Annotated in this window: 29 protein-coding genes and 1 riboswitch; of the genes, 3 read left to right on the forward strand and 26 right to left on the reverse strand. The window is 37.1% G+C overall.

The genetic code is table 11. The annotated features are described in order from the left end of the window. Position 1 precedes the first annotated feature (1 nt). From CKJ95_RS02010 to CKJ95_RS02020, 3 genes are all read right to left on the reverse strand, one after another. Positions 2-415, reverse strand: coding sequence for a hypothetical protein (locus CKJ95_RS02010; RefSeq protein WP_099351746.1), 414 nt, complete (start codon positions 413-415; stop codon positions 2-4). A gap of 75 nt (positions 416-490) precedes the next feature. Next, positions 491-1,081, reverse strand: a complete 591-nt coding sequence (gene scpB / locus CKJ95_RS02015) for an SMC-Scp complex subunit ScpB (RefSeq protein WP_099351747.1) — start codon at positions 1,079-1,081, stop codon at positions 491-493. Continuing rightward, positions 1,081-1,845: a segregation/condensation protein A gene (locus tag CKJ95_RS02020; RefSeq protein WP_099351877.1), complete on the reverse strand. Its 765-nt coding sequence runs from the start codon at positions 1,843-1,845 to the stop codon at positions 1,081-1,083. Before CKJ95_RS02020 ends, scpB begins: the two co-directional genes overlap by 1 nt. A gap of 217 nt (positions 1,846-2,062) precedes the next feature. Between CKJ95_RS02020 and CKJ95_RS02025 the strand changes: the two genes are divergently transcribed. Together CKJ95_RS02025 and CKJ95_RS02030 are read left to right on the forward strand one after the other, a co-directional pair. Then, positions 2,063-2,152 carry a YjcZ family sporulation protein gene (locus CKJ95_RS02025; RefSeq protein WP_077618657.1) on the forward strand — a complete coding sequence of 30 codons (90 nt, stop codon included), beginning with the start codon at positions 2,063-2,065 and terminating at the stop codon, positions 2,150-2,152. A gap of 124 nt (positions 2,153-2,276) precedes the next feature. Then, on the forward strand, positions 2,277-2,807 hold the full coding sequence (locus CKJ95_RS02030) for a DUF309 domain-containing protein (protein ID WP_099351748.1): 531 nt from the start codon (positions 2,277-2,279) through the stop codon (positions 2,805-2,807). Positions 2,808-2,818: 11 nt separating this feature from the next. Here the strand turns inward: CKJ95_RS02030 and CKJ95_RS02035 are convergent, their stop codons facing one another. The 6 genes from CKJ95_RS02035 to CKJ95_RS02060 form a co-directional block, all read right to left on the reverse strand. Then, the gene (locus CKJ95_RS02035; RefSeq protein WP_099351749.1) at positions 2,819-3,196 is read right to left on the reverse strand and encodes a GNAT family N-acetyltransferase; all 378 of its coding nucleotides are present in this window, start codon (positions 3,194-3,196) and stop codon (positions 2,819-2,821) included. Positions 3,197-3,383: 187 nt separating this feature from the next. Next, the gene (gene ribH, locus CKJ95_RS02040) at positions 3,384-3,851 is read right to left on the reverse strand and encodes a 6,7-dimethyl-8-ribityllumazine synthase (RefSeq protein ID WP_099351750.1); all 468 of its coding nucleotides are present in this window, start codon (positions 3,849-3,851) and stop codon (positions 3,384-3,386) included. Between the two features lie 39 nt (positions 3,852-3,890). Next, positions 3,891-5,054: a bifunctional 3,4-dihydroxy-2-butanone-4-phosphate synthase/GTP cyclohydrolase II gene (locus tag CKJ95_RS02045; protein ID WP_099351751.1), complete on the reverse strand. Its 1,164-nt coding sequence runs from the start codon at positions 5,052-5,054 to the stop codon at positions 3,891-3,893. A 19-nt stretch (positions 5,055-5,073) separates the two neighbouring features. Next, the gene (ribE, locus tag CKJ95_RS02050) at positions 5,074-5,730 is read right to left on the reverse strand and encodes a riboflavin synthase (RefSeq protein WP_099351752.1); all 657 of its coding nucleotides are present in this window, start codon (positions 5,728-5,730) and stop codon (positions 5,074-5,076) included. Positions 5,731-5,738: 8 nt separating this feature from the next. After that, positions 5,739-6,830: a bifunctional diaminohydroxyphosphoribosylaminopyrimidine deaminase/5-amino-6-(5-phosphoribosylamino)uracil reductase RibD gene (ribD, locus tag CKJ95_RS02055; protein ID WP_099351753.1), complete on the reverse strand. Its 1,092-nt coding sequence runs from the start codon at positions 6,828-6,830 to the stop codon at positions 5,739-5,741. A 187-nt stretch (positions 6,831-7,017) separates the two neighbouring features. Then, positions 7,018-7,218: riboswitch (FMN riboswitch) on the reverse strand. A 253-nt stretch (positions 7,219-7,471) separates the two neighbouring features. Next, on the reverse strand, positions 7,472-7,906 hold the full coding sequence (locus tag CKJ95_RS02060; RefSeq protein ID WP_099351754.1) for a peptidylprolyl isomerase: 435 nt from the start codon (positions 7,904-7,906) through the stop codon (positions 7,472-7,474). A gap of 144 nt (positions 7,907-8,050) precedes the next feature. Here CKJ95_RS02060 and CKJ95_RS02065 point away from each other — a divergent pair, with 144 nt between their 5' ends. Continuing rightward, positions 8,051-8,968 carry a DUF1002 domain-containing protein gene (locus tag CKJ95_RS02065; RefSeq protein WP_099351755.1) on the forward strand — a complete coding sequence of 306 codons (918 nt, stop codon included), beginning with the start codon at positions 8,051-8,053 and terminating at the stop codon, positions 8,966-8,968. A 48-nt stretch (positions 8,969-9,016) separates the two neighbouring features. On the opposite strand, the gene lysA is transcribed toward CKJ95_RS02065, so the two are convergent. From lysA to CKJ95_RS02150, 17 genes are all read right to left on the reverse strand, one after another. Continuing rightward, the gene (gene lysA, locus CKJ95_RS02070) at positions 9,017-10,336 is read right to left on the reverse strand and encodes a diaminopimelate decarboxylase (RefSeq protein WP_099351756.1); all 1,320 of its coding nucleotides are present in this window, start codon (positions 10,334-10,336) and stop codon (positions 9,017-9,019) included. 173 nt (positions 10,337-10,509) lie between these two features. Continuing rightward, positions 10,510-11,901, reverse strand: coding sequence for a spore germination protein (locus CKJ95_RS02075; RefSeq protein WP_099351878.1), 1,392 nt, complete (start codon positions 11,899-11,901; stop codon positions 10,510-10,512). A gap of 58 nt (positions 11,902-11,959) precedes the next feature. After that, on the reverse strand, positions 11,960-12,550 hold the full coding sequence (locus CKJ95_RS02080) for a stage V sporulation protein AE (protein ID WP_099351757.1): 591 nt from the start codon (positions 12,548-12,550) through the stop codon (positions 11,960-11,962). Between the two features lie 5 nt (positions 12,551-12,555). Then, on the reverse strand, positions 12,556-12,906 hold the full coding sequence (gene spoVAE, locus CKJ95_RS02085) for a stage V sporulation protein AE (protein ID WP_099351758.1): 351 nt from the start codon (positions 12,904-12,906) through the stop codon (positions 12,556-12,558). A gap of 2 nt (positions 12,907-12,908) precedes the next feature. Then, the gene (gene spoVAD / locus CKJ95_RS02090) at positions 12,909-13,925 is read right to left on the reverse strand and encodes a stage V sporulation protein AD (protein ID WP_099351759.1); all 1,017 of its coding nucleotides are present in this window, start codon (positions 13,923-13,925) and stop codon (positions 12,909-12,911) included. A gap of 23 nt (positions 13,926-13,948) precedes the next feature. Continuing rightward, positions 13,949-14,410, reverse strand: coding sequence for a stage V sporulation protein AC (spoVAC, locus tag CKJ95_RS02095; protein WP_099351760.1), 462 nt, complete (start codon positions 14,408-14,410; stop codon positions 13,949-13,951). Between the two features lie 35 nt (positions 14,411-14,445). Continuing rightward, positions 14,446-14,865: a stage V sporulation protein AB gene (locus tag CKJ95_RS02100; RefSeq protein WP_099351761.1), complete on the reverse strand. Its 420-nt coding sequence runs from the start codon at positions 14,863-14,865 to the stop codon at positions 14,446-14,448. Continuing rightward, positions 14,855-15,475, reverse strand: coding sequence for a stage V sporulation protein AA (locus CKJ95_RS02105; RefSeq protein WP_099351762.1), 621 nt, complete (start codon positions 15,473-15,475; stop codon positions 14,855-14,857). The genes CKJ95_RS02100 and CKJ95_RS02105 overlap by 11 nt, the downstream gene beginning before the upstream one ends. A 134-nt stretch (positions 15,476-15,609) precedes the next feature. Then, the gene (sigF, locus tag CKJ95_RS02110) at positions 15,610-16,368 is read right to left on the reverse strand and encodes an RNA polymerase sporulation sigma factor SigF (RefSeq protein WP_099351763.1); all 759 of its coding nucleotides are present in this window, start codon (positions 16,366-16,368) and stop codon (positions 15,610-15,612) included. 12 nt (positions 16,369-16,380) lie between these two features. Beyond that, positions 16,381-16,821, reverse strand: coding sequence for an anti-sigma F factor (spoIIAB, locus tag CKJ95_RS02115; protein WP_099351764.1), 441 nt, complete (start codon positions 16,819-16,821; stop codon positions 16,381-16,383). Further along, the gene (gene spoIIAA / locus CKJ95_RS02120) at positions 16,821-17,171 is read right to left on the reverse strand and encodes an anti-sigma F factor antagonist (RefSeq protein WP_099351765.1); all 351 of its coding nucleotides are present in this window, start codon (positions 17,169-17,171) and stop codon (positions 16,821-16,823) included. Before spoIIAA ends, spoIIAB begins: the two co-directional genes overlap by 1 nt. A 125-nt stretch (positions 17,172-17,296) precedes the next feature. After that, entirely contained in the window at positions 17,297-18,460 is a 1,164-nt protein-coding gene (locus tag CKJ95_RS02125; RefSeq protein ID WP_099351766.1) for a D-alanyl-D-alanine carboxypeptidase family protein, read from the reverse strand. 105 nt (positions 18,461-18,565) lie between these two features. Then, positions 18,566-19,867 carry a pyrimidine-nucleoside phosphorylase gene (locus CKJ95_RS02130; RefSeq protein ID WP_099351767.1) on the reverse strand — a complete coding sequence of 434 codons (1,302 nt, stop codon included), beginning with the start codon at positions 19,865-19,867 and terminating at the stop codon, positions 18,566-18,568. Between the two features lie 40 nt (positions 19,868-19,907). After that, positions 19,908-20,720: a purine-nucleoside phosphorylase gene (locus tag CKJ95_RS02135; protein WP_099351768.1), complete on the reverse strand. Its 813-nt coding sequence runs from the start codon at positions 20,718-20,720 to the stop codon at positions 19,908-19,910. A 2-nt stretch (positions 20,721-20,722) separates the two neighbouring features. Continuing rightward, the gene (gene deoB, locus CKJ95_RS02140; protein ID WP_099351769.1) at positions 20,723-21,916 is read right to left on the reverse strand and encodes a phosphopentomutase; all 1,194 of its coding nucleotides are present in this window, start codon (positions 21,914-21,916) and stop codon (positions 20,723-20,725) included. A gap of 216 nt (positions 21,917-22,132) precedes the next feature. Continuing rightward, the gene (gene xerD / locus CKJ95_RS02145) at positions 22,133-23,023 is read right to left on the reverse strand and encodes a site-specific tyrosine recombinase XerD (protein ID WP_099351770.1); all 891 of its coding nucleotides are present in this window, start codon (positions 23,021-23,023) and stop codon (positions 22,133-22,135) included. Positions 23,024-23,029: 6 nt separating this feature from the next. Further along, complete coding sequence (locus CKJ95_RS02150) at positions 23,030-23,257, reverse strand: YqzK family protein (protein ID WP_099351771.1); 228 nt, start codon at positions 23,255-23,257, stop codon at positions 23,030-23,032. Positions 23,258-23,272 lie beyond the last annotated feature (15 nt).

The raw sequence follows: 23,272 nt of genomic DNA on the forward strand, positions 1-23,272 counted from the left end.
GTTATGGTTGAATAAATTCCAGTGGTGATTTTATTTCATAGCTGTTTTTATGATGGAGATGCGTGAAAATTTCTTTCAATCTCTCAAATTGTATATCTTTAAAATGCTCTTCAAATTGTTTTTGTTCATTGAGATATACCCGTTTACGATGACGGTACCCAGGATTCTTAAGTAAACATACTAATGCTACGAGATCTTTGAAATATACTTCATTCGAATCAATTGTAAAAACCGGGTCTTCAGTAAAAGGAGTAAATGATGTAAATTGTTCATCAAAATAACGTAAATAAAGGACTTGTAAAGTTTTTTCTTCTCCATCTTCAACAAATGTGACCTCAGATTGATTAAAGAAATCTTCAAAAGTATTTTTTAACGTTTTCTCAAGCTCAAATCCACTACATTTTTTAATTAACACAATTTCACCTCATCAGCCATCATTTTCCATTTAGATATATCTTCATATTACCATAGTTAACTTATCTAAGGTGAATTAATTTGAATCTTCTATCGTTTCTTGAAACCTTTCAAAAAACAGGTCTGCTTCCTCTTGTACATATTCTTCATCTACTTTTTCAGGAAGTGGAGGTAATTCTTTTAATGTTTTTAAACCGAAATACTCTAAAAACTCCTTCGTTGTGCCATATAAAATAGCTCTTCCTGTCCCTTCAACACGGCCAACTTCTTTGATCAATGCCTTTGCTATTAAGGTTTGAATCGGCCTTTCTGTCTTCACTCCACGGATTTCTTCGACCTCTGCACGTGTAATCGGCTGACGATACGCAATAATTGCTAGTGTCTCTAAGGCAGCCTGTGATAATGAAGAGGATGAAGGTGATTCTACTAGTTTTTTCAGATAAACGGCATGTTCCTTTTTTGTTGTGAGTTGGTAGGTTCCAGCTACTTCAACTAGATTAATACCTCTGTGAGCTTGCTTATAATCATTTATTAACTCATTTATGATATCTAAAGCCGTACTCTCATTAATCTCTAAAACAAGTGCCATTTGTTTTAATGTCAAACCCTCATCACCAGCAGCAAAAAGAAGCCCTTCGATAACGGCTTTCCAATCTATTAATTTCATTACATAAAATCCCTTTCCAAACTCGATATATAAATCTCTGAAAAATTGTTCTGTTGTTCAATTAACACAGCATTCTTTTTCATTAATTCAAGAAGCGCAAGGAATGTGACAACCATATGGTTTTTATCATGGTATGGAAAAAGCTCTGTGAATTTCTTTTTTCCACGATACCCTTTTAATTCATGAATAATCTCTTCCATCCTTTTCTCAATGGGTATTTCTTGTCTTGTGATTCTTGTCGCTAATGGTCTCTGCAATTTTTTACGGCGCATTAGCTTTTGAAAGGCTCCAAGCATGTCATAGATATTGACATCTAATGAATGATCGATTGTAACATCCTTTGTAAATTCACTTAAATCACTCGGAGGTTTCGTAAATAACTGTGACCGTTCTTCTTCTAGATGTTTTAGATCATCGGCAGCATTTTTATATTTACGGTATTCAATCAAGCGATTCATTAAGTCTTCTCGTGGGTCTTCTTCAAATTCAAATTCGGAATTTTCGTCAATAAGCTCTTCTTCCTGCTTTGGAAGTAGCATTTTGCTTTTAATCGCTAAAAGCGTAGCAGCCATGACAAGATATTCGCTTGCTATATCTAATTGTAATACTTTCATAGCATGTATATAAATTAAGTATTGTTCAGTAATTTCCGCTACTGGTATATCATAAATATCAATTTCTAATCGATTGATTAAATGTAAAAGAAGGTCTAATGGACCTTCAAAAGAGTCAATTTTTACGCTGTAATGTAATTCCTCGCTCATCTCACCAAAAATACCCTTCATCGCAATTTCATATAGTTAATTTTAACACAATAATTAGTATAGAACATAATTTGCATTCAAGCCATATCAGGTTTTTGGATATTTGTCCCAAGTGTTTTCAAAAAAAAATGATGTCGATACGGACAATCGCCCACACATGAAGGACTAAAAGTCATACTATAACTGTGTAACCAAGAAAATTAAGGAGGTATTTTAAATGGGTGACGGATATAACTTCGGAGGCGGATTTGCCTTAATCGTAGTATTGTTTATTCTTTTAATTATTGTTGGTGCAGCTTGGTTCTAAGATAAACAAAAAATTAACAATAAGGTGTTCGGCATTTTGCTGAACACCTTGTTTATTCCATGTTACGGATATGAAAATATGATAAACTACATATACATATTGTTAAAGGAGTGTGTTAAGCCACTTGTACCCTCAAGCTTATATTGAATATCTAATTCACTTCCATTGTGGCCGGGACTATTTTGAATGCCATGAAATATTAGAAGATCATTGGAAAGAAGACCCTGTTGCAGAAAGAAAGCAATATTGGGTCGGTTTAATTCAAATTGCAGTTTCCCTTTATCATCACCGGCGTGGAAATCATGCAGGTGCTTTACGAATGATGAAAAGTGCATTAATGATATGTAAGGCCAAAAAAACTGACTTAGCTCAGTTAGGCCTACAGGTTGATAAGTTAATTGAAATATTACAAAAGAAATATCATGATATTGGAAACGGCGTACCCTATGACAGTATTAACTTACCAATTAATGATCAAGTACTATTAGAAACATGTGTTTCCCAAGCTCTACAAATTGGGCAACCTTGGGGAGCTCCAAGTGACTTATCTAATAAAGGATTAATTGATAAACACAAATTACGTGACAGAAGTGATGTCATTGCTGAACGACAAAAACAATTTCTTATAAAGCAAAAGTTAAGGAACGAAAAATAAGAAGGACAGTCTTAAGACTGTCCTTCCTCGCATTTTTCATTCTCCGAGAAATCACATTTCTCAAAAAAGGCTGCGGTATGTTCATTTGGTCGTAACTCACGTTCTGGAAAATGCTCTTTAAGTGCCTTCACCATCTTTTTCCCAATGCCTTGGTATCGATGGGATGGATTGACACAGATATGTTGAATTTCTACAAGATTCCCGTCATGGATTGTTGTTCCGATAATTCCTACAATATCTTCTTCTTTCCATAAGAATAACTGCTGAGTATCGTCTTCATCATATTGCTTCATCGTTGCTTGCAGGTTCTTTAAGTCCTTTTCAGTCGGCATAAATGAAAGAAGCCCCATTGCGATTTTCTCATAATTCTTTTTATAACGAATTAACATATAAATCCCTCATTATCGAAAAACTTTCCGAGTAGTATATTTTTCAAACATTCTACTACTTTTGGACTAACCTCATTACATTAATTAAGAGTACCATTTTCTATTCTTTTTTTCCATAGTCTTTTTGGAATACCCTTAAATTTAAATTATTACCAAAATCTTATAATTTTATACAAAAACTTATTTATTATTCAAAAGAACGGGATAGATTCGCCATTTCAATCGCTGTTACCGCAGAATCCCATCCTTTATTTCCTGCTTTTGTTCCTGCTCTTTCGATCGCTTGTTCAATTGTATCTGTTGTTAAAACACCAAACATAACAGGTTTTCCAGTCGATAGGGCAGTTGCAGCCAGTCCTTTTGCGACTTCGTTACAAACATAATCATAGTGAGAAGTTGAACCTCTAATAACAGTTCCTAACGCAATAACTGCATCATATTTGTTTGATTCAGCCATTTTTTTAGCAATTAGCGGAAGTTCAAACGCTCCTGGAACCCATGCAATTTCAACATCTTCATCTGCAACACCATGTCTTTTAAGTGCATCAAGTGAACCGCTTAGTAGCTTTGCTGTTATAAATTCATTAAAACGTGCAACTACGATCCCTACTCTTAAACCTGTACCAACTAAATGTCCTTCATAAATTTTATTCATTATAATCCTCCTATGTTATAAGTTATTTGTTCTATTTTTTTAAAAATGAAGTATATGCCCTACATTTTCAGTTCCTTTTGCTCCATCAATGGGAACACGATCTACTATCTCTAAATTATATCCCTCAAGGCCAGCAATTTTTCTTGGGTTATTCGTTAATAGCTTCATTTTCTTAATGCCTAGGTCTTTAAGGATTTGAGCACCAATCCCATAATCCCTTAATTCCGGTAATCCCCCAAGTTTTTTAGTGATTTCAGCAGAGTTATGCCCTTCTTCTTGGAGTTTATAGGCACGCATTTTATTAATTAAACCAGGTCCTCTACCTTCTTGACGCATATATAAGAGGATTCCCGAGCCCGCTTGCTCGATTTGCCTTAATGCAGCATAAAGCTGTGGTCCACATGTGCATTGCTTCGAACCGAATACATCCCCAGCTAAGCATTCTGAGTGTACTCTAACTAACATTGGTTCTGTTTCACTGATCTCACCTTTAATAAGGGCAACATGTTCCTTATTATCAATAAGACTAGTATATCCAATCGCTTTAAAATCTCCATATTCTGTTGGTAGGGTTACTTCAATTTCTCTTTTAACCAATTTTTCTTTTTGATTTCGATATCGAATTAAGTCTTCAATCGTAATCATTTTTAAGTTAAATTCATCGGCAATCTTCCGTAAATCAGGAACTCTAGCCATTGTTCCGTCTTCTTTGACAATTTCACAAATTACTCCTGCAGGCTCTGCTCCTGCAAGCGCGGCTAAGTCAACAGCTGCTTCGGTATGACCGGCTCTTCGAAGAACTCCACCTTCTTTAGCAATCAAAGGAAAGACGTGACCAGGTCTTTTGAAGTCGGATGCTTTTGATTCCGGATTAAGCAACTCCATTATTGTTGTTGAACGTTCTATTGCACTAATACCAGTTGTAGTTGTTTTATGGTCGATACTTACTGTAAAAGCAGTTCCATGTGGATCCGTATTATGAGTCACCATTGGCTCAAGATTTAGTTTTTTCGCTAGAGACTTTGTAATAGGAGTACAAACGAGTCCACGTCCATGTGTGATCATAAAATTAATGACCTCTGGAGTTGCTTTATCAGCAATCGCGATAAAGTCTCCTTCATTTTCACGATCTTCATCATCACATACAATGATTACTTTTCCTTGCTTTAGTTCTTCAAGTGCCTCTTCAATTGGATCAAACATTGTAGTCCCCCCTTTATTTTTATTTAAAACCATTTTCTTCTAAAAAACTCGCTGTAATCCTTGATTCAGTTGATTTTTCATTTCCAAAAGACCTTCGCATAAACTGACTGACATATTTGCCAAGCATGTCACACTCGATGTTTACAATGTCTCCTACTCCTTTTTTTCGCAAAATTGTTTCTGTTAGCGTATGAGGAATTAGTGATAGAGTAAATGTATTTTTCGTCAGCCCAAAGATCGTTAAACTCGTTCCATCAACTGTTACTGACCCTTTATAAATCATGAACTGGATAAGTTCTTCAGGGATTTCGATTTCATAATACACTGCATTCCCTTTGGGTTCTTTTCGAACAATTTTTCCGATACCATCCACATGTCCTGAAACGATATGTCCTCCAAAACGCCCATTTGCAGACATTGCTCTTTCGAGGTTGACATCATCATTCCGTTGTAAATCACGTAACGAGGTTGATTTAACCGTTTCTGGCATCACATCAACTGTGAATCCATCTGATGTAAATTCGGTCACCGTTAGACAAACACCATTAACAGAAATACTATCTCCAAGATTCACATCATCAAGAATTTTTCTAGCTTTAATGACCATTTCAACCGAATCCTGTGATCCATTTATCGCCTTAATTTTCCCGATTTCTTCTACAATTCCTGTAAACATTTTTTCACCTACAATACCGGTTCGGCTATGATTTTCACATCTTCTCCAAGCTGTTCTACCGATTTTATTGTTAATTGTAATGAATCATCAATCGATTCAATTCCAGAGCCACCAATCGCAGTGGGTGCTTGCTTGCCACCAAATAGTTTAGGTGCTAGGTATACGATAACTTGGTTAATTGCTTTTTCCTTTAAGAAGCTGCCGTTCACTTCAGCTCCACCTTCCACAAAAATAGAGGAGATGCCTTCTTCACCTAACCGTGTTAACATCGTGCTGATAGATAAATTATCCTCTTGTAATTGAATAATTCGAACGCCTTTTTTTCCGGAGAACTCGTTCATTTTCTCCTGGTTAACTTGATTAGAAACAATAATCCATGTCTCTGCTTTGCCGTCATTTACAATTTGCGAATCCATTGGTGTACGTAATTTTGAATCCAAAATAACACGAATAGGATTTTTCCCTGTACCATTTGGAAGTCGTGTTGTTAAGCTTGGGTTGTCCATAAGTACCGTGTTAACACCAACAAGAATGGCATCATGTATACTACGATATAAATGAACGTCTTGTCTTGCAGCCTCACCAGTTATCCATTTGCTCTCACCAGTAACGGTCGCTATTTTTCCATCAAGAGTGGTAGCCGATTTTAGCGTTACGTAGGGTCGTTTTTTATCTAAATAGTGAAAAAAGACCGCGTTTAATGCATCAGCTTGTTCCTTACATACCCCAACCTCGACTTCAATCCCTGCTGCTTTTAGTTTGGCCATGCCTTTTCCAGCAACGAGTGGATTAGGGTCAGTGGTTGCAACTACAACTCTTTTCACCTTACTTGTTATTAACAAATCCGCACAAGGTGGGGTTTTTCCATGGTGACTGCATGGCTCCAACGTGACATAGGCAGTTGCATTTTGTGCCTTTTCGCCTGCCATCCTAACGGCATGCACTTCTGCATGGGGTTCTCCCGCTTTCAGGTGTGCTCCGATTCCTACAACACGTCCGTCATTTACAATAACTGCACCCACAACAGGGTTTGGAGTAGTTTGACCGACCCCTGCTTTTGCAATATTTATCGCTAAATTCATATAATCCTGATCTCTCATTTTAAACTACGCTCCTTTCTTTTATCTTTTACTTATTAGGGAGTTTCTATCTTAGTTACTAAAATAAAAAAGACCTCGGAAAACAATCCGGGGTCTGGTAGATGTAATCAAGTAACACAATATGTATTTTTGCCCAACTCAAATAAGGGTATATTGAGCAAATTTTTTCACATACCTGTACGTACCTAACATCCTTCTCCCATCCAGACTTTAACTGTCGGCCTTGGATTCTCACCAAGTCCACCATTTTAAATAAAAAACCAAAACTTTGAGTTTTTATGGCAAAAGTGCCTACCTACATTATATATGGCATTAAAATGGGTCACGGGCTTAGAACAAATTGTTCATCACCGTCGGTAAGGAATTTCACCTAACCCCGAAGGAAATATTTAATTATAATTATTATAGCGATTTAAAACAGTATAACATAAAGTAATATTATTTTGTCGAATTTTACACTTCTGCATTCAAATTAGACAATAAACAACCAATAAATGACTCCCCATGCCAAAGATAATAATAGCAGAACAAAAAATACTGTCCATCTTCCTTTTCCCATCTAGTTTCACCTCAAGAATTATTATAGGACAATAAAAGAAAAAGACACAACAAGAATCACCTGTTGTGTCTAAAATCAACTATTATTCTTCCCAAACTTTAACTTCTTTCATAACATCGCCTTGTTTAATGCGGTAAACAGACTCTAATCCTTCAATCACCTGACCGAATACAGTATGTACTCCATCTAAATGCGGTTGTGGCTCATGTACGATGAAAAATTGGCTTCCACCAGTGTCTTTTCCAGCGTGCGCCATTGATAACGCTCCAGCCACATGCTTATGTGGATTTCCTTCCGTTTCACACTTTATAGAATAACCTGGTCCACCAGTTCCGTTTCCACGTGGGCAACCACCTTGTGCAACGAAGCCTGGGATTACACGGTGAAATGTAAGTCCATTATAGAAACCTTCATTAGCAAGTTTTTCAAAATTTTCTACAGTTCCAGGTGCTTCATTTGCATATAACTCAATTACGATTTTTTCTCCATTTTCGAATTCAATGCTTGCTTTTTTCATTTGAAACCTCCGCTCATTTTCTTTCGTCCATATGTATTGAACGAGTTCATTTTACTATAAATGGTTGTAATAATCCAATACGAAGGGGGGAGTTTTTCCTAAATACAGTCAAAAAGATGTTTCTTGTAAAGAATAATGTATAATATGTACGATGGATACCTTGTTTTTCGAAAAATAAAGGAGGAAACTAGTTTGAAAAATAAACTTATACTCTCATTGTTACTTGTATTTTCACTCATCTTTCCATCACTAAGCTTCGCAGACGCAGCACCTGGAGATGTGATTATTACACTTGGTCAAGACTTAACAGAAACTCAAAAAGAAACGATTTTAAACGAAATGAACGCACCTGAGAATCCACAAATTGTGGTTGTTACAAATGAAGAAGAACACCAATACCTTGGACAATACATTCCAAAGGCTAGAATTGGGAACAAGGCCTTATCCTCTGCTTCAATCACCATTGGAGAAAAAGGGTCTGGATTAGATGTAACGATAACGGAACATATCACCTTAATTACAGAGGAAATGTATGCAAATGCTTTAATTACAGCTGGTGTAAAAGATGCAAAAATCTTTGTAACCGGACCTGGTAATGTTTCTGGAACCGCTGCACTTACTGGAATTATAAAAGCCTATGAAGTATCATCAGATAAAGCTATTCCTGAAGAAGTGAAGCAGATTGCAAATGAAGAGATGGTAGAAACAACTAAATTAAGTGAAAAAATTGGGGCCGAAGATGCTGCGGCATTAATGGCTAAAATAAAAGATGAAATAGCAAAAAATGCTCCCAAAAATGATGAGGAACTTAGGACTATTATCGTTAATGCTGCCAATGACTTAGGAATCACACTAACTGATGCTGACATAACTAGGTTAATGGAATTGTTCAATAAATTATTGGAACTTAATATTGACTGGAATCAAGTTGGAGAACAACTAAATCTAGCCAAGGAAAAGTTAACAAATTTTCTTGAGTCTGAAGAAGGGCAAAGTTTTCTTGATAAGCTGAAAGAATTCTTTGTCAACCTGATAGACGCTATAAAAGGTCTGTTTAAATAGTTGGCTAAAACAAAAACCCACGAATAATCGTGGGTTTTTGCACTCTATTTATTCAACTACTTTTGATTTTAATGGAATGTCTAATCTTACAAGATCCTCATAGCTTTCACGTTGAACCACTAACTGTGCTTCTCCATTCTCTACAAACACAACTGCAGGTCTTGGAATACGGTTATAATTATTAGCCATAGCGTATCCGTATGCACCAGTACAGAACACCGCTAACATATCATCTGAACTTGCTTTTGGTAATGGTAAATCCCAAATTAGCATATCCCCAGACTCACAGCATTTTCCAGCAATTGATACAGTTTCCTCTACCGGATCCTGTACACGATTAGCTAAAACAGCCTCATATTTAGCCTGATATAATGCAGGTCTAATATTATCTGTCATGCCTCCGTCAACAGCAAGGTATTGTCGGATATTTGGAACTTCTTTTCGAGAGCCTACAGAATAGATGGTTGTCCCTGCGTCCCCTACAATTGATCTACCTGGCTCAATCCAAATTTCAGGTATATCAATGGAAAGGTCATCTGCATGTTTCTTAACTTCTCCAATGATTGCTTCTACATACTGTGAAGGTGGTAGTGGTTTGTCTTCTTCAGTGTAGCGAATACCAAAGCCGCCGCCTAGATTTAATACTTTAGGTGTAAAACCGAAACGATCCTTCCATTCCTTGAGTTTACCAAACATTTTGCCTGCAGCAACCAAGAACCCTGTTGTCTCGAAAATCTGTGAACCAATATGAGAATGAATTCCCAATAAGTTTATAGATTCTGACTGAACAGCCAACTCCACAGCTTTGTCTGCCTGTCCATTTTCTAGCCCAAATCCAAATTTTGAATCATCTTGACCAGTAGTAATATAATCATGGGTGTGTGCTTCCACTCCAGGCGTTACACGTAATAAAATCTTGACCGTTGTCTTATTTTCGATACAAACCTGTTCTAATAATGAAAGTTCATAATAGTTGTCAACAACAATACAACCAATCTTATTTTTTATCGCCATATCTATTTCTTCATAGCTTTTATTATTCCCGTGGAAGTGGATTCTTTCTACTGGGAATCCTGCTTGTAACGCAGTAAATAATTCTCCGCCAGAAACGACATCTAGGGAAAGCCCTTCTTCTTCAGCTAGTTGAAACATTGCAATTGTTGAAAAGGCTTTACTTGCATACGCAACCTGTGCCGGAATACCTAATTGGTTAAATGTTTCAAAAAAACCTCTTGCGCGTTCTCTGATAAGTGCCACGTCATACACATATAAAGGTGTTCCGTATTGTTTTGCTAGTTCTACTGTGTCAACCCCACCAATTTCTAAGTGGTTTTTATCATTTACCTTGCTTGTTCCGTGTAGATACATCTAATTCCCCTCGTTTCTGTAAAGTACTCATCAGAGCCATTTTCGTTAAGCACACTTTCGTGCCACACCATCATTAAAGAAGAAAAGACAGCTGATATAGTCTCAGCTGTCTATCCTTCTTTAACGCTGTGCTATATGAAAAATAGATTAACACAACGTATAGTATGGTGCAACTATTGTTTGAAAGGTTTTTGAGGATGTACAATGCTTGGTCTTAGTTTAGCCCCAGGAACTGATGTTCGAATGAAGATTTGTAACAAAGCTTTCGCATTAAATGGCAAAAATGGCCATAAATAAGGTGTGTTAAGAGAACGAATATTAGCAAGGAACAAGACATAGATTGTACAACCTATGACAAAACCAGGTGTTTTAAAAATGGCCACGAGTATCAATAGGAACAATCTTGCTATCTTATTTGCAGCACTTAATTCATAGCTTGGTGTTGCAAATGTTCCAATGGCAGCAATCGCTACATATAGAATTACCTCTGGAACAAACAAGCCAACATCAATTGCAATTTGACCAATTAATGCTGCTGCAATTAAACCCATTGCTGTTGATAATGGGGTTGGCGTATGTATGGCCGCCATTCTTAAGAATTCAATTCCCATATCAGCGAGAAATATTTGAACAACAATCGGTATATTTGATTTCTCATTTGGACCAATATAATCAATAGCTTTTGGAATCATATCAGGTTCTAATACTAATAAAAACCAAAGCGGTAAAAGAAAGATTGATGCTAAAATTCCAATAAATCTTGTCCACCTTAACAGTGTACCAACGGCAGGTGCTTGACGATATTCCTCAGCATGCTGAACATGATGAAACATTGTGGTTGGAGTAATAATGACACTTGGAGATGTGTCAACCATAATCACAACATGTCCTTCAAGTAAGTGAGTTGCCGCTACATCTGGACGTTCCGTATATCGAACTAATGGATATGGATTAAAACCTTGATTTACGATGAATTCTTCAATCGTCTTATCTGCCATTGTTAATCCATCGACGTTAATGCTCTTTAGTTCTTTTCGAATAATGTCCACTAAATCTGGGTCCGCTACATCTTTAATATAAGAGATACATATATCCGTTTTCGATCTTTCTCCAACTTGCATAATTTCATGGCGAAGTCTTTCATCTCTTATCCTTCTTCTCGTTAAAGCACAATTGACAATAATGTTTTCCACATAGCCATCCCGTGAACCGCGAATTACTTTTTCAGTATCGGGCTCCTGTGGTGTTCTTCCTGGATAGCTTCTCACATCTACGGCTAATCCTGAATCTTCTCCTTCGACTAAAATTAGGATGAGCCCTGAAAGTAATTGATCTACTCCCTCATCTAAATTCTTAATTGTACTTACCTGTTGATGTACAAGCCGGTTTTCAATTACTTGAAATGCCTGATTTACGTTCGTTTCTTTATCATTGACATTGACTAGTTCCTTTAAAAGTTGAACAATAAAATTGGTATCGCAAAGTCCATTTAGATAATAGAGATGAACATCTTTCTTTAAAATTTTTATCTTTCTTACTCCGATATCAAAGCTTCCCGTACCCATACCTATATGTGTTTTAAAAAAGTTATCATTTTTTACAATATCAGGAGAGATTGGAGTATTAGTTGTTTGTGTTTCCTTTCCGATCGTAACCACTCCTTTCGAGTATTAGATCCACTGCTTTTCTTGTAATAGGGGCACCCATTTTTATATCATCCTTACGTGCCATTTTTCCAATATCTCCAATACCCACAATTATTGGAACATCCAGTTCGTCTAAACAATAAACGGTATCTCCGTTTATTCGACCAATGTCAAATTCAGTTAGCCCACTCTTATCAACACCGTATTCCGTTAGATTGCCGTCCCGGTCAATACTAATATCAACTTTTGCCCATTCTGTTTGATGAGTTTTCGATGCCACTGCAATAATGCCTAACACCTCAATTTTCGGATGCGTTGCGACAAACTTTAATGCATGTTCGCCAGCCCCTTCACCCAAATAACCACTATCATCAAACATCACAAAAACTGGGTCATGGGAGGATTGAAGGATGTATTCCACCATTTCATTTCCCGTTAAGGTGGTTGGGTTTCCTTGCGATTTCGAAATACACCGTCCTCCCACCTCTTTTGCAATATATTCTAATGTTTTTTGTGCATATTCATCACCATCTGTTACTAGAATTACTTTTCTTCTAGTTTCTTCCATATATGCTATCCTTTCGCTCTGAAGATCAGTGCAACTAAGAAAGAGAACAATATTGCTGAGGATATACCAGCAGACGTCAATTCAAAAATTCCCATGGCGATTCCGATAAAACCATGCTCCTCTGCACTTTGCATGGCACCATGTAAAAGGGAATGACCAAAGCTAGTAATTGGAACAGTTGCACCAGCGCCTGCAAATCTAATTAGATTATCGTATAAATCAAATCCATCTAAGATTGACCCAAGTACGACAAAAATACTCATTACATGAGCAGGTGTTAATTTTGCAAAATCAAGTAAGAGTTGTCCAACAATACATATTGCTCCACCGACTAAAAAAGCGTATAAATATTCCATTCTTACTCACCACCCTGTACTCGTTCCAAAACAACACCATGTGCGATTGTAGGAATCGTTTCTTTTTGCTGTATCATGGTTGGGCTTAGCAGTGCACCCGTTGCGACAACGAAAACTTTATTTAAATTTCCGCTAATTAATTCTTTCACAATATGTCCATAGGTTACGATTGCTGAACAAGCACAACCACTTCCACCCGCAAAAACTTCCTGGTCTGAATGATACAACATAAGCCCACAATCATTATACTTATTGCCTAAATCATAGCCTTCTTCCTTTACCATTTCCTTCAAAATAGGGCTTCCTACACCTGATAAGTCACCTGTGACAATCAAATCATATTCATCTTGATTGATATTTAAATCTTTAAAATGTCGAGTGATGGTATCTGCAGCAGCTGGTGCCATTGCAGAACCCATATCAAATGGATTTGTTATCCCTAAATCCATGACCCTTCCAATCGTTGCAGATGTAATACGGATTGGACCTTTCTCTTTACTTACAAGAGCAGTTCCCCCACCGGTAGCTGTAAATGTTGCAGAATCAGGCTTTTGCCCACCATATTCGGTTGGATATCGGAATTGCCTCTCTGCTGTTGCGTTATGACTGCTAGTAGATGCTAATATACGGTTTGCAAACCCGGCATCAACTAATGCTGATCCAACAGCCAATGTCTCCATTGAAGTTGAACAAGCACCAAACATACAGATTAGAGGTATTTGGTGGTGTCTCGCGGTATAGTTTGTCGTCACGTTTTGATTTAACAAATCACCTGCTAAAAAGAAATCAATATCGTCATTCGTTAAGTTCACTTTTTGCAGACAAGATTCAACAGATTCAACCATTAGTCTTCTTTCTGCTAATTCCCAGGAATCTTCACCACAATGCAAATCATCATACTTTATATCAAAACTAGTGCCTAAAGGACCTTGACTTTCTTTTGGTCCAACCGCCGTACCCGTTGAATTCAAATAGATTTGATTTTTATATACCCATGTTTGTTTTCCAACTAGCCTCATTAAAGTCCACTCCTTGCAATCATTCAAGAAATTGTGAGTTTAAAGAAGTATCGAATGATCCCCACAATATACGCAGAAACTGCTCCAAATACGATAACACTACCTGCTAACTTAAACATATTTGTAGCGATCCCCAATACGATACCTTCACTTTTATATTCCATTGCGGCACTCGTCATCGAATTGGCAAATCCTGTTACAGGAACTGCAGACCCCGCTCCTGCAAACTGACCAAGTTTATCGTATAGACCTAAGCCAGTAAGCAAGGAAGAAATTAAAATAAGAGTTGCCACAGTTGGATTTCCAACATCTTTTTCTGAAAAGTGAAAGACCGTCATATAGAAATTTTGGATTCCTTGTCCGACACAGCATATCGCTCCACCTACAAGAAATGCTTTAACACAATTAATAAAATATCGTGGCTTTGGCTGGTACTTTTTTATACTATTTTTATAATCGTCTTTAATCTTTTTCTTAGTAGCCACTTTATGTTCACTCCTGTCGTAAAAATAAGAATATGTTATTTTACATAGTAAATCCATTGGAACAAGGACCCTACAATTTTTCCGAAAACAATCGCCATGACCAATATTACGATTTTATTTTCAATTCCAATTCTCTTAGCTAATATCGGAAAAACATTCAGTACCTCAGTAAGAGCAGCAGCCAACATTCCAACGAAGATCCCACTCGCTAATCCCACTGGAAGTACTACTAAATCCCATAAATAAAAGATATGATCATTCAGAGTAAACCAGCTACCAAATACAGCACCGAGCACTACTCCCCATTCATAAAAACGAATGAATTTCATCGTCTTCGTTAATTGTGTTAGCCTTGGGATGATCCCTAATACTGCCAAAAAAGCAACAAAACCTCCACCAACCGCTAGTCCACTTCCTAATCCGAGAAAAATAATAAGAAGGACCTTAATTGTCATCGATGTGTTTCATGCTTTCTTTATTTTCTGTAATAATGAGATAATTATCTAAATCCTGTTGGTAATTAAACATTTCTACTTCAAGTGGACTTGGTTCCTCGTTAAGACGTTTGCGGAAGAAGTGATTAAAAAATAAAATCATCCCTAGACCTAAACCTATTGAATACGGAATTTGGAAAAGCAATGGTTTTATAACCTCATCACCAGTAATCATCGTATAGATGCGAATATGAACCTCCCTCATCGATACATCTTCATGGAAATTCATCATGGTAAGTGCAGCTCCTACAAATAATAAAAACCAAACGGCCACAAATAGTGCAGGTGTAAACCTTCTTTTCTTTATGGCAATTTCAATGATTGTTTGTGCAGGTCCTACCGTCTGAACGTCAATTTGAGGGAATTGTCTTCTGATTTGATCGATTACCTTCATTACATCAATAACAACAATGTTTTTGTCTTTTTTACTCACTTGATGAATGACGATATTCTTAATTTCCTGTGCAACCTTTTCTTCCGCACTAATCTGTACGATTTGTCCTATTTTAATTGTTGCATTGGGTTGTACTAGTACGCGATGGCGCATTCGGAGATAAATTGATTTTTCCATCACTCTCACACCCTACACATTGTTTTCCTTATATATGTAGTATGTTAAATCTTTATCTTCTAATGCGATTAGACAGCAAACTCCAAGAATTACCACGGCTTTTTTGAATGAGAAAAAACAAAAAACCGAATGGATCAAACGTCCATTCGGTCTTTCATTTGCTGCAATATTTTTTTCTCTAGCCGCGATACTTGAACTTGGGATATACCAAGCCTAGTCGCGACTTCAGATTGGGTCTGATCCTTGTAATAGCGAAGGAAAACGATTAGTCTTTCACGCTCGTCTAACTCGCGAATTGCTTCTTTTAAAGCAATTTTATCAAACCATTTTGTTTCATTATTATCCGCTATTTGATCAAGTAATGTAATCGGATCACCATCATTTTCATATACAGTTTCATGAATCGATGAAGGTGCTCGACTTGCCTCTTGTGCTAAAACAACATCCTCGGGAGTAATTTCCAAGTACTCAGCAATCTCTGCAATCGTAGGAACCCTACCAAACTGCTTTGACAATTCATCCTTGGCTTTTCGGATTTTATTTCCGGTCTCCTTTAGTGAACGACTCACTTTTACCGTTCCATCATCTCGTATAAAACGTTGGATTTCACCGATAATCATTGGTACAGCGTAGGTTGAAAATTTCACGTCATATGATAAATCAAATTTATCAACTGACTTCAAAAGTCCAATGCAGCCTATTTGAAACAAATCATCTGGTTCATAGCCTCGATTTAAAAACCTTTGTACAACAGACCAAACTAACCTCATATTCTTTTGGACGATTAAATCACGCGCTTCTTGTCGTCCTTCTTGACTGAGTTTGATTAAATTCTTAACTTCATTATCTTTTAAATACGTTTCACTTTTGGTGTTCTTGACCTCCACATCCATTGGCAAGTCTCCTTAATTGCATAACGCTTTACTCTTTGATAAATGCTTTGTTAGCCGTAATGTTGTACCTCTAGCTGAACCTGTTTCCACATCAAACTCATCCATGAAATTTTCCATGATTGTAAAGCCCATACCCGAGCGTTCAAGTTCCGGCTTTGTTGTAAACAATGGCTGCCTTGCTTCATCGAGATTATTAATTCCAATTCCTTCATCTCTAATGGTGATATACACAGTACTGTCTTCAATTGTGCATGAAATATAAACAATCCCGCTTGGGTCACTTTCATATCCATGAATAATTGAGTTTGTTACGGCCTCAGACACAACTGTCTTAATTTCTGTAAGTTCGTCTAAGGTTGGATCGAGTTGTGTAATAAATGCTGCTACTGCAACACGAGCAAATGATTCGTTTTGGCTTAGTGCAGAAAACTGAAGGTGCATTTCGTTTTTCATTACGCCACCCCCAATGACTGAAGCGCGAACGACTCACTACGCTCTAATCGAATGATTTTGAAAAGGCCTGACATTTCAAATAAACGTTCGACCTGCGGAGAAATTGAACAAACAACCATTTCTCCACCTAAATTTTTGATTTGTTTGTATCTTCCTAAAATGACACCTAATCCTGAGCTATCCATAAAACTAAGCTTTTCAAGATTCAATAAGATGTGATTAATTTGATTACTTTCAATCGTATCTGTTACCTTTAACCTCAATTCTTCAGCTGTATGATGGTCTAGCTCACCTGTAAGCCGAATACATAACACATTGTGTTTTACCTCAAGTTCAATACCAAGACTCACTTTACAATGCCTCCTTAAAATCGTATAGTGAGTCTTTTCGCTATTTACATGGTAGAATCCTTCTAGATGACAAAACTAGTGTTCATTCGGCAAAAAAAACATGAATAATTAAAAAAGGTTATTCCTTAAGGAGTTTTATTAAACGATCCCATCGTGCGCTTAAATAATTTCCACCAACTAGCAGAATCAATATCTTTGTCAGCAACAAGTGGGCTTTCACTTAGTACTTTTCCATCTTTTTTAATAACCAGTTTTCCTATTTCGTCACCTTTTTTAATCGGCGCATTCAGCTTTTCAGCTACAACCACTTCTTTTTGTACATCATCAACTTTTTCACCTTTTTTCGTTAAAAGGGAAATTGGTTCTGATGTTACAAGCTTTATCTTCTTTTCACTACCCTTACTTACCTTTGCTTCAGCAACTTCCTGATTGCGTTCATATAAAGGGTGTGTCTTGTACTGACTAAAGCCATAGTCAAGCATTTTTGTAACTTGAGCATTACGGTCCTTTGGTGTTGGAGCTCCAAAGATAACAGAAATTAGACGCATATCTTCCTTTTCAGCAGTAGCTGTTAAGCAATATTTTGCCTCTGTTGTAAAGCCAGTTTTTAAGCCATCCACACCTGGATAAAATCGTACAAGGCGATTGGTATTAACAAGCCAAAACTTATTTTCAGTGTTTTGACGTAAATAATCCTCGTATTGACCCGTGAATTTAGTAATATCTTCGTATTTTAGCAATTCCTTTGCCATGATTGCCATGTCGTGGGCTGAGCTATAATGATTTTCCGCAGTAAGGCCAGTTGGATTTTGAAATAATGTATTTTTAAGGCCTAATTCCTCCACCTTATTATTCATCATTTCAACGAAAGCTTCTTCTGAACCTGCTATCTTTTCTGCCATGGCAACTGATGCATCATTTCCCGAACCGATTGCAATCCCTTTTAACATTTCTTCAACCGTCATTTCTTCGCCTGGCTCAAGGAAAATTTGGGATCCACCCATGGATGCGGCATGTTCACTTGTTCTAACTTTCTCAGAATAGGTGATACTACCTTTATCAAGGGCTTCCATGATCAACAGCATTGTCATGATTTTGGTCATGCTTGCAGGGGAAAGCTTTTCGTCACTATTTTTCTCGTAAAGAATCTTCCCTGTATCACGTTCAATAAGAATTGCAGATTTTGCATTATTCGCTAAATCAACAGTTGATTCCTGTGCGGAAGCGAAAGGGCTAAAAGTAAAAATTATCAGTGTTGAAATTAACAGACTAAAAAATACACGTTTCATCTCCAAACCCTCCATTCGTTATACCTTCCCATTTTTTCCAAGAAATTAAAAAATATACAAAAAATAAAAAAACCGAGGATTTTTATCCTCGGCATGCATGTGAATTCATGAAATTTTATCAATGATTAATGTTGGTGCTGTTACTGGATTTTGTGAGATCAAGATACTTTCTGCTAGTTTCTTTTTAATCTCATTAATATTTTCAAAATTACTATGAATAGTTACCAAGCTTTCACCCTTTGAAACTTTGTCACCAATTTTCTTCCGGAGTACAAGCCCAACAGCCAAATCGATAGATGATTCCTTCGTTGCTCTTCCCGCACCTAAAAGCATCGCCGCTGTCCCAATAGAATCAGCAACAATCTCTGAAACATATCCATCTGATTCAGCTTCGAATTCAAATTGGTATGTTGCTTTTGGAAGTTTATCCGGTGAATCTACGACAGATGGATCTCCACCTTGTGAAGATAAAAAAGTTTTAAAGGATTCTAGTGCTTTCCCATTTTTAATGGATTCCTCAAGCAAGCCTCTAGCTTCTTCAAGAGAGTTTGCTTTTTTTGCTAGTAACACCATCTGGCTTCCTAAAACGAGGCAAAGCTCCTGTAAATCATCAGGACCTTCCCCTTTTAGCGTATCAATCGCCTCTTTAACCTCAAGTGCATTACCAATCGCAAACCCAAGCGGTTGGCTCATATCTGAAATAATTGCCATCGTATTCCGGCCTACATTATTCCCAATATCAACCATTGTTTTTGCCAATTCCTTTGCATCATCTAAATCCTTCATAAATGCACCTGCTCCTGTTTTCACATCTAAAACAATAGCATCTGCTCCCGCTGCAATTTTCTTACTCATGATTGAGCTCGCAATCAATGGAATGCTGTTTACCGTGGCTGTAACATCCCTTAACGCGTATAATTTTTTATCTGCAGGTGTTAAATTTCCACTTTGACCGATGACTGCTACCTTATTTTGATTGACAAGACGAATAAATTCATCATTATTAATTTCTACATGAAAGCCTGAAACTGATTCTAGTTTATCTATCGTCCCACCAGTATGTCCTAGCCCTCTTCCCGACATTTTTGCAACTGGTACCCCCACTGACGCAACGAGTGGAGCAAGGACCAACGTGGTCGTATCACCTACACCACCCGTGCTATGCTTATCAACTTTGATCCCTTCAATACCTGAAAGGTCAATCGTATCACCAGACTGAACCATTGCCATGGTAAAATCCGCTTGTTCCTGCTTTGTCATTCCCTTAAAAAAAACAGCCATCGTAAAAGCACTCATTTGATAATCAGGAATTTCACCATTTGTATATCCGGCAACAACAAATGAAATTTCTTCTGAAGTTAATTCCTTACCATCACGTTTTTTTTCGATTAAATCCACCATTCTCATTGTTTTCACCTTTTTCTATTCTCTTCTTTAGTGGTTTGACCTAGATTTTTTTAACAATCTGTTTAACTAATGATAAAAAGTCAGTTTTTACCTTTTCTGTTGTTTCAATTACTTCATCATGGGTTAGGGGCTGATCTAAAATGCCTGCTGCCATGTTCGAAATACAGGAAATTCCTAGTACCTTTAAATTTGCATGACGTGCAACAATCACCTCGGGAACTGTTGACATTCCAACCGCATCGCCTCCAAGTGTACGAAGCATCTTAATTTCTGCAGGTGTTTCATAAGATGGTCCCGTCATCCCAACATAGACGCCTTCCTTGATTGAAATATTCAATTCATTCGCTACTTCTTTAGCAATTGTTCTGAGTTCCTTTGTATATGCTTCTGACATATCCGGAAATCTTGCTCCAAATCTTGAATCGTTTGGTCCAATTAATGGGTTTTGACCGAAATTCAAATGATCTGAAATAATCATTAAATCACCTGGTTGAAACGATTCATTCACTCCACCCGCAGCATTCGTAACAACTAGAGTTGTGACACCTAGCTCTTTCATAACGCGAACAGGGAATGTGACTTTATCTAGACTATAACCTTCGTAAAAGTGAAAACGTCCCTGCATGGCAACAACTGATTTTCCTTGTAATGTACCAAATACGAGTTGACCGGCATGACCCTCAACAGTAGACACCGGAAACTCTGGAATTTGGTCATATGGCACTTTGATTGGATTTTCAATTTCATCCGCCAAAACACCAAGTCCTGAACCTAGTATCAACCCAATTTCAGGGGTAGTAGGGCTTTTCTCTTTTAAAAATTGTACAGATTTATCAATAACATTCTTATCCATTCTTAGTTTCCTCCATTAATTTCTGCTAGAAAGCTTTTTCCGTGTTTAGGTGGTGTTACATTAAAATTATCAGCTACTGTTGCACCAACATCCGCAAACGTTGAACGTATTGGTAATTCCTTTCCGACATCCATTTTTTTGTTGTACACCAATAATGGAACATATTCTCGTGTATGATCTGTTCCAGAATGAACCGGGTCGTTTCCATGGTCTGCTGTGATAATCAATAAATCGTCATCCGTAAGTTTTTCAAATACTTCAGGTAAACGAGCATCATACTCCTCCAAGGCTTTTCCATAGCCTATTGGATCCCTGCGATGTCCAAACAATGCATCAAAATCAACCAAATTTAAGAAGCTTAAGCCTGTAAAATCCATTTCAAGTGTTTCGACTAATTTGTCCATTCCATCCATATTTGACTTTGTTCTCAGTGACTGAGTAACGCCTTCACCATCATAAATATCTGATATTTTACCGATTGCAATCACATCAAGCCCAATATCACTTAACTCATTCATTACAGTTCGTTCAAATGGCTTTAAGGCATAATCATGACGGTTTGATGTTCTCGTGAAATTACCAGGTTCCCCAACGAATGGACGAGCAATAATACGTCCTACCATATATTTTTCATCCAGGGTTAATTCACGTGCAATTTCACAAATTTTATAAAGCTCATCTATAGGTACAATTTCCTCATGCGCGGCAATTTGTAAAACCGAATCCGCGGAAGTATAGATAATTAATTTCCCCGTCTTCATATGTTCTTCACCAAGCTCATCAAGAATTTCGGTACCTGATGCTGGTTTATTCCCTAAAATTCCACGTCCAGTACGTTTTTCAATTTCATCTAATAACTCTTTCGGAAACCCCTCAGGGAAAACCTTAAATGGTGTTTCGATATGTAGGCCCATGATTTCCCAATGTCCAGTCATTGTATCCTTACCATTTGATGCCTCTTGCATTTTCGTATAGTAAGCAAGTGGCCCGTCTTGTATAGGAATTCCCTTTATTTCTCTGATATTACTTAGGCCAAGCTTCGCCATGTTCGGCATATGTAAACCATCCATTTTTTCCGCAATATGTCCCAATGTATCTGATCCTTCATCACCAAATTTTTTTGCATCCGGCGCTTCTCCAATTCCAACAGAGTCCATGACAATTAGAAAAATTCGCTTATATGTATAACCAGACATGAAAATCCCTCCCAAATATATTCTATACTTATGCTGTATTTTTCCCTTCTAGCTTCAAGTTACTCATTATTTCATACATATACACTCGTCAGAAGTCTGACATCTCAAAGTATACGTGTGAGAGTATGTATTTTCAAGTAGATTATGAGTGTACTAGTCAAATTGATAACATTATTATTATAGCAAAAAAAGCTAGACGAATTGTCTAGCAATCTACTAAGCACGTGGATGATACGTTTTATAAACATCTTTAAGACGCGTTTTTGTAACATGTGTATATATTTGCGTGGTTGAAATATCTGCATGTCCGAGCATCTCTTGCACAGCTCGTAGGTCTGCTCCATTTTCCAAAAGATGAGTCGCAAATGAGTGACGAAGGGTATGTGGTGTAAGTTCTTTTTCAATTTGAGCCTCTTTAGCAATTTTCTTTAAATTTTTCCAGAAGCCTTGTCTTGTCAAGCGATTACCATGATGGTTTACAAAAAAAGCGTCTGTTTTTTTTCGTTTCACTAATTGAGCGCGACCGTTATCTAAATAAGCTTGTAATGCCTTTGTTGCAACACTTCCAAGTGGGACAATTCGCTCCTTATTCCCTTTTCCAAGACATCTAATGAAACCCATTGATAAGTGGATATCGGCCAAATTTAAGTTTATGAGTTCACTAACCCGAAGGCCTGTCGCATATAAGAGCTCAAGCATTGCCTTATCGCGGATTCCAAGTGGGTTGTCCAATTTAGGTGCATCTAACAATGCCTCTACTTCAGAAATATTTAATACCTTGGGCAATTTGCGTTCTGCTTGCGGCGTTTCAATCTGTTCAGTAGGATCATGGTCAGTTATTTTATCACGAAACAAAAACTTATGAAATGACCGTATCGACGCAATATGTCTAGCCAATGTTCTTGATGAATTCCCTTGTTCCTTTAAATGCTTCAAAAAATGAATAACGTGAAGACGGTTTACATCATTAAAGGCAGTAATATTTTCAACCTTGGTTACATACTGATAGTACTTTTTTAAATCTCGCTCATAGGATTTTACTGTATTTGTTGCAAGTCTTCTCTCGACAACTAAATAATGCAAATAATCCTTTAGTTGATCTTCCACTGGTCTCTACTCCCCATTTCGGTAAAAAAACAGTAATCTGTCTAATAAGCCTTCCTCTTTTTCTTCAATCATTGAGGTTGCCTTCACTGAGGAACCTTCTGGCTTATCATACTTGTGATAATTTTGATATTCCTCATTAATCCATATAATACCATAATAAAAAAGAATTGTGCATCCGGTAAACAATACAAAAACCTTTAATGTATCATATACAACACGAAACCATTGTCTCATCTAGTAATCCTCCAA

This window comes from Fredinandcohnia onubensis (assembly GCF_002734285.1).
In the GTDB taxonomy this organism is placed as follows: Bacteria; Bacillota; Bacilli; order Bacillales; family Bacillaceae_L; genus Ferdinandcohnia; species Ferdinandcohnia onubensis_A.

What these genes read in the sequence shown, in the direction of transcription:
- spoVAE (WP_099351758.1), bottom strand. Translation starts at nt 12,906, where the DNA reads ATGGAATATTTATACGCTTTTTTAGTCGGTGGAGCAATATGTATTGTT.
- CKJ95_RS02020 (WP_099351877.1), bottom strand. Translation starts at nt 1,845, where the DNA reads ATGAGCGAGGAATTACATTACAGCGTAAAAATTGACTCTTTTGAAGGT.
- ribH (WP_099351750.1), bottom strand. Translation starts at nt 3,851, where the DNA reads ATGAATAAAATTTATGAAGGACATTTAGTTGGTACAGGTTTAAGAGTA.
- ribE (WP_099351752.1), bottom strand. Translation starts at nt 5,730, where the DNA reads ATGTTTACAGGAATTGTAGAAGAAATCGGGAAAATTAAGGCGATAAAT.
- spoIIAB (WP_099351764.1), bottom strand. Translation starts at nt 16,821, where the DNA reads ATGAAAAACGAAATGCACCTTCAGTTTTCTGCACTAAGCCAAAACGAA.
- CKJ95_RS02150 (WP_099351771.1), bottom strand. Translation starts at nt 23,257, where the DNA reads ATGAGACAATGGTTTCGTGTTGTATATGATACATTAAAGGTTTTTGTA.
- CKJ95_RS02075 (WP_099351878.1), bottom strand. Translation starts at nt 11,901, where the DNA reads ATGGGTACGGGAAGCTTTGATATCGGAGTAAGAAAGATAAAAATTTTA.
- CKJ95_RS02025 (WP_077618657.1), top strand. Translation starts at nt 2,063, where the DNA reads ATGGGTGACGGATATAACTTCGGAGGCGGATTTGCCTTAATCGTAGTA.
- CKJ95_RS02045 (WP_099351751.1), bottom strand. Translation starts at nt 5,054, where the DNA reads ATGTTTGATCCAATTGAAGAGGCACTTGAAGAACTAAAGCAAGGAAAA.
- lysA (WP_099351756.1), bottom strand. Translation starts at nt 10,336, where the DNA reads ATGTATCTACACGGAACAAGCAAGGTAAATGATAAAAACCACTTAGAA.
- CKJ95_RS02125 (WP_099351766.1), bottom strand. Translation starts at nt 18,460, where the DNA reads ATGAAACGTGTATTTTTTAGTCTGTTAATTTCAACACTGATAATTTTT.
- CKJ95_RS02060 (WP_099351754.1), bottom strand. Translation starts at nt 7,906, where the DNA reads ATGAAAAAAGCAAGCATTGAATTCGAAAATGGAGAAAAAATCGTAATT.
- CKJ95_RS02065 (WP_099351755.1), top strand. Translation starts at nt 8,051, where the DNA reads ATGTACGATGGATACCTTGTTTTTCGAAAAATAAAGGAGGAAACTAGT.
- CKJ95_RS02105 (WP_099351762.1), bottom strand. Translation starts at nt 15,475, where the DNA reads ATGGAAAAATCAATTTATCTCCGAATGCGCCATCGCGTACTAGTACAA.
- deoB (WP_099351769.1), bottom strand. Translation starts at nt 21,916, where the DNA reads ATGTCTGGTTATACATATAAGCGAATTTTTCTAATTGTCATGGACTCT.
- CKJ95_RS02100 (WP_099351761.1), bottom strand. Translation starts at nt 14,865, where the DNA reads ATGACAATTAAGGTCCTTCTTATTATTTTTCTCGGATTAGGAAGTGGA.
- scpB (WP_099351747.1), bottom strand. Translation starts at nt 1,081, where the DNA reads ATGAAATTAATAGATTGGAAAGCCGTTATCGAAGGGCTTCTTTTTGCT.
- CKJ95_RS02080 (WP_099351757.1), bottom strand. Translation starts at nt 12,550, where the DNA reads ATGGAAGAAACTAGAAGAAAAGTAATTCTAGTAACAGATGGTGATGAA.
- spoVAD (WP_099351759.1), bottom strand. Translation starts at nt 13,925, where the DNA reads ATGAGGCTAGTTGGAAAACAAACATGGGTATATAAAAATCAAATCTAT.
- sigF (WP_099351763.1), bottom strand. Translation starts at nt 16,368, where the DNA reads ATGGATGTGGAGGTCAAGAACACCAAAAGTGAAACGTATTTAAAAGAT.
- CKJ95_RS02135 (WP_099351768.1), bottom strand. Translation starts at nt 20,720, where the DNA reads ATGGATAAGAATGTTATTGATAAATCTGTACAATTTTTAAAAGAGAAA.
- CKJ95_RS02130 (WP_099351767.1), bottom strand. Translation starts at nt 19,867, where the DNA reads ATGAGAATGGTGGATTTAATCGAAAAAAAACGTGATGGTAAGGAATTA.
- ribD (WP_099351753.1), bottom strand. Translation starts at nt 6,830, where the DNA reads ATGAGAGATCAGGATTATATGAATTTAGCGATAAATATTGCAAAAGCA.
- CKJ95_RS02035 (WP_099351749.1), bottom strand. Translation starts at nt 3,196, where the DNA reads ATGTTAATTCGTTATAAAAAGAATTATGAGAAAATCGCAATGGGGCTT.